This window comes from uncultured Rothia sp. (assembly GCF_916049665.1).
Taxonomy (GTDB): domain Bacteria; phylum Actinomycetota; class Actinomycetes; order Actinomycetales; family Micrococcaceae; genus Rothia.
Map to the genome: position 1 here is coordinate 1 of NZ_CAJZIE010000108.1, position 3,633 is coordinate 3,633.

At 62.4% G+C, this 3,633-nt stretch carries 3 protein-coding genes and 1 pseudogene; 2 read left to right on the top strand and 2 right to left on the bottom strand.

Annotated elements, in window-relative coordinates:
- Positions 1 to 171 precede the first annotated feature (171 nt).
- The gene (locus tag QZ540_RS08205; protein ID WP_005508453.1) at positions 172 to 1,395 is read left to right on the top strand and encodes a pyridoxal phosphate-dependent aminotransferase; all 1,224 of its coding nucleotides are present in this window, start codon (positions 172 to 174) and stop codon (positions 1,393 to 1,395) included.
- A 162-nt stretch (positions 1,396 to 1,557) separates the two neighbouring features.
- Here QZ540_RS08205 and QZ540_RS08210 read toward each other — a convergent pair whose 3' ends face one another.
- Positions 1,558 to 1,815 (bottom strand): exodeoxyribonuclease VII small subunit, encoded by a 258-nt coding sequence (locus QZ540_RS08210; RefSeq protein ID WP_049354175.1) that lies wholly within the window; start codon positions 1,813 to 1,815, stop codon positions 1,558 to 1,560.
- Between the two features lie 53 nt (positions 1,816 to 1,868).
- Positions 1,869 to 3,170 carry an exodeoxyribonuclease VII large subunit gene (xseA, locus tag QZ540_RS08215; protein ID WP_044150242.1) on the bottom strand — a complete coding sequence of 434 codons (1,302 nt, stop codon included), beginning with the start codon at positions 3,168 to 3,170 and terminating at the stop codon, positions 1,869 to 1,871.
- Positions 3,171 to 3,325: 155 nt separating this feature from the next.
- Here xseA and QZ540_RS08220 point away from each other — a divergent pair.
- A pseudogene (locus QZ540_RS08220) lies at positions 3,326 to 3,633 on the top strand (dehydrogenase); the annotation flags it as partial.

Below are 3,633 nucleotides of genomic sequence, written 5' to 3' on the forward strand. Positions count from 1 at the left end.
ATTATTCGCCGTACCCTGCCAGATAGCGCCCGTACGGCAATTAACCGCGTATCATCTACATTAGACACGGGTAACCTCTCGTTCCTGTTGCGTCTGACTAGCGGTTCCAACCCCATCGCAGATGATGACGCAGCACAATTCATTTTGGATCACCCTAGAAAGTAAATCATCATGACGAAGTACCGTCAGTCCTCAAAGTTGAGCAACGTCCTGTACGACATCCGCGGCCCCATTCTGGATGAAGCCAATCGCATGGAAGCGATGGGCCACCGCATCCTCAAGCTGAACATTGGTAACCCCGCGCCCTTCGGCTTTGAGGCGCCGGATGCCATCATGATGGATATCATTCGTCACCTGCCCGAAACTCAGGGCTACTCTGACTCCCGCGGCCTCTACTCGGCACGTACCGCCATTGTGCACCACTACCAGAACCGCGGCATCATGAACCTCGACACCGAATCTATCTACTTGGGTAACGGTGTGTCTGAGCTGATCCCGATGACCCTGCAGGCACTGTGCGAGACCGGCGACGAAATCCTGGTCCCCATGCCCGACTACCCGCTGTGGACCGCAGCCACCGCGCTGGTCGGCGGCAAGCCCGTGCACTACCTCTGCGATGAGGAAAACAACTGGTACCCGGACATCGAAGACATTAAGTCGAAGATTACCGAGCGTACCAAGGGAATCGTGGTTATTAACCCGAACAACCCCACCGGTGCCGTCTACCCGCGTTCCGTGCTTAAGCAGATTGTGGATGTGGCACGCGAACACGGTCTGGTCGTGTTCTCTGATGAGATTTACGAAAAGATTACCTACGATGGCGCAGAGGCCATCAACATGGCGACCCTCACCGGCGACGACGTGCTCTGCCTGACCTTCTCCGGCCTGTCCAAGGCATACCGCGTCTGCGGTTACCGTGCGGGTTGGGTCGCTATCACCGGCCCGAAGAAGGACGCTTCCAGCTACCTGGAAGGCATTCACCTGCTCGCCTCCATGCGCCTGTGCGCCAACGTTCCGGCACAGCACGCCATCCAGACCGCGCTCGGCGGCTACCAGTCCATTAACGAGCTGATTGTTCCCGGCGGCCGCCTGTACGAGCAACGCACCCTGGCGCACAAGATGCTCAACGAGATTGACGGCATCAGCTGCACCAGCGCGGACGGCGCTCTGTACCTGTTCCCGAAGATTGATGTTGAGCGCTTCGACATTACCGACGATGAACAGTTCGCCCTGGACCTGCTCAAGAGCCAGAAGATTCTCTTCAGCCACGGCCGCGCGTTCAACTGGAAGGACCCGGACCACTTCCGCCTGGTGTTCCTGCCCGATACGCAGACCCTCACCAGTGCCCTGGAGCGTCTGGGTAACTTCATGGCTGACTACAAGCAGAAGCACTAGCCCTGCTGTCTCTGCCTTGTGACAGATAGAAATAGCCTGCCCCGCAGTTCTGATGAGCTGCGGGGCAGGCTATTTTTAGCGGCTTCGCGAATGCTCGATGCGCCAGATGACGGAGCAACGCGCCGGGGGGGGGGGGGGGGGGGAGAGAGAGAGAGAGGCGTGCTAGTTCGCTGCAGGCTCCTGACCTGCCTGTGCGCCGCGTGCCGCGTTCAGGCGCTCCTGCGCGCCCTGCAGCCACGCCTCGCAGCGGGCGGCAAGCGCCTCGCCACGCTCCCACAGGGCGATGGAGGTCTCCAGGTCGCTGGCGCCGGACTCCAGCTGGCGCACGACCTGCTCCAGCTCGGCACGCGCCTGCTCGTAGCCGAGGGTTTCGACGGGTGCGCCCAACTCGGCGCTGTTGAAGCTAATGTTCTCGCTCATTGAGGAACCTTTCAGGGGTAAAAACTAGGGATAAAAACTAGGGGTATCGAGGTTTAGGAGATGTTTGAGGGATCCGTAGAAGTCACGGTTGCCTGCGCCGAACCGGTCGCCGCACGCACCGTAATCTGCTCGCCCTCGCTCAGCGCCGAAGCGTCACGCACAATAGCGCCCGCGGCATCCTGAACGATAGAGTAGCCGCGGTTGAGCGTCTGCGCAGGCGAGAGCGAACGCACCCGCGCTAACGTATGCGACAGAGTCGCCGACTCACGCTCCAAGCGGTGCTGCACCGAACGGTGAGCGCGCTCGCGTAGCTGGCTCAGCTCCTCCACACGCATGAGCAGGGAGGACTCCGGGTGGGTGAGCACCGGGCGGCTTCGCAGCTGCGCAATGTAGTTCATCTGCATGCCCACGTAGCCGAGCACCGCACGGTCCAGGCGGGCGCGAGCCTCGGTGATGCGGGCGGTTTCCTCCGAAATATCGGGCACAATGCGCTTACCCGCATCGGTGGGGGTGGAGGCGCGCAGATCCGCGACCGCATCGAGGATGGGGGAGTCCGCCTCGTGACCGATTGCCGAGACCACCGGGGTGGTGGCCGCCGCGACGGCGCGGATGAGCGCTTCCTCAGAGAAAGGCAACAGGTCTTCGAAGGAGCCGCCGCCTCGGGCGATGACGATGACGTCCACCTCCGGGTGGGCGTCCAGCTCGGCGAGAGCCGCAATGACCTCAGCCGCCGCGCCCTCACCCTGAACGCGGGTATTGCGCACCTCGAAGACCACGCCGGGCCAGCGCAGGGAGGCGTTGCGGATAACGTCCTTCTCCGCGTCAGAATCGCGACCGGTAATCAGACCCACGCGATTCGGCAGCATGGGTAGCGGCTTCTTCCGCGCGTCAGAGAACAGCCCCTCAGCGGCGAGAGCTTCACGCAGACGCTGCAGTTGCTCGTGCAGGTTACCGGTGCCGACCGCGTACACTTCCTTGCCGATGAGGGAGAGCTTGCCGTTCTTCCACAGGCTCGGCTTGGCGCGGGTGACGATGCGAGCGCCTACGGTCACATCAGCCGCCAGGCCGCTACCGGCACGCCCGAAGAGCGCGAGGGTGAAGGAGAAGTCTTCATTGAGGTCTTTGAGCTCCATGAAGACGTTGCCACCGCGGCCGTTGAGGGAGGCGACTTGCGCCTCCACCCAGAGCTCGGGAACCTTGTCTACGTAGTTTTTGAGGTTCTGCGCGAGCAGGGCGAGGGGCCAGGGGTTGGTGGCGGTGGTTTCCTGAGACTTCCCGGGAAGCTGCCGCTCGTGCACGGGCGGCACCACCAGCGCGGGTGCCGGCTGCGCTGCGGAGGGGTTGTAGAAGTTCATAATCTCTATTGTCCCTGATTGGTCGGTTATGCGCCTGCGCACAGGTCAGCCTGGCGACTCGGGTAGCTTGCACGCAGTGCAGGCAGAACTTAGCTTCTGGCGCATTCTGCGGGTCTGAATCGGCTTTGAACACTGTGAGCGGGTACCCTAGGCTCATGCGCTCACCCGATCAGTCAGCACATCAGAACAACGCCCTCAACACCGCCGCGGCTTCGTCAGCGGCGGGTACTGGCGCGCAAAACTACCCGGCGGACGCGACCCGAGTCGTCGACACCCGGATTACCCGCACAGACGGCTACTACACGGGTGGTTACCCCACAGCGGATGAAGACACCACCCTGCTACAGCCCACGCGCACGCTCGGCCACGCCGCAGCCCCCACCAAGGCTGAGCTACAGGCCGCCCCCGAGCCTCCCTTCGCGGCGGGTTTGCGCAGGTTCCTGACCGTTGTGCTGTGCGCCCT

Bases quoted from the DNA above. Each gene is read 5' to 3' on its own strand.
- QZ540_RS08205 (WP_005508453.1), top strand. From the start codon at position 172: ATGACGAAGTACCGTCAGTCCTCAAAGTTGAGCAACGTCCTGTACGAC.
- QZ540_RS08210 (WP_049354175.1), bottom strand. From the start codon at position 1,815: ATGAGCGAGAACATTAGCTTCAACAGCGCCGAGTTGGGCGCACCCGTC.
- xseA (WP_044150242.1), bottom strand. From the start codon at position 3,170: ATGAACTTCTACAACCCCTCCGCAGCGCAGCCGGCACCCGCGCTGGTG.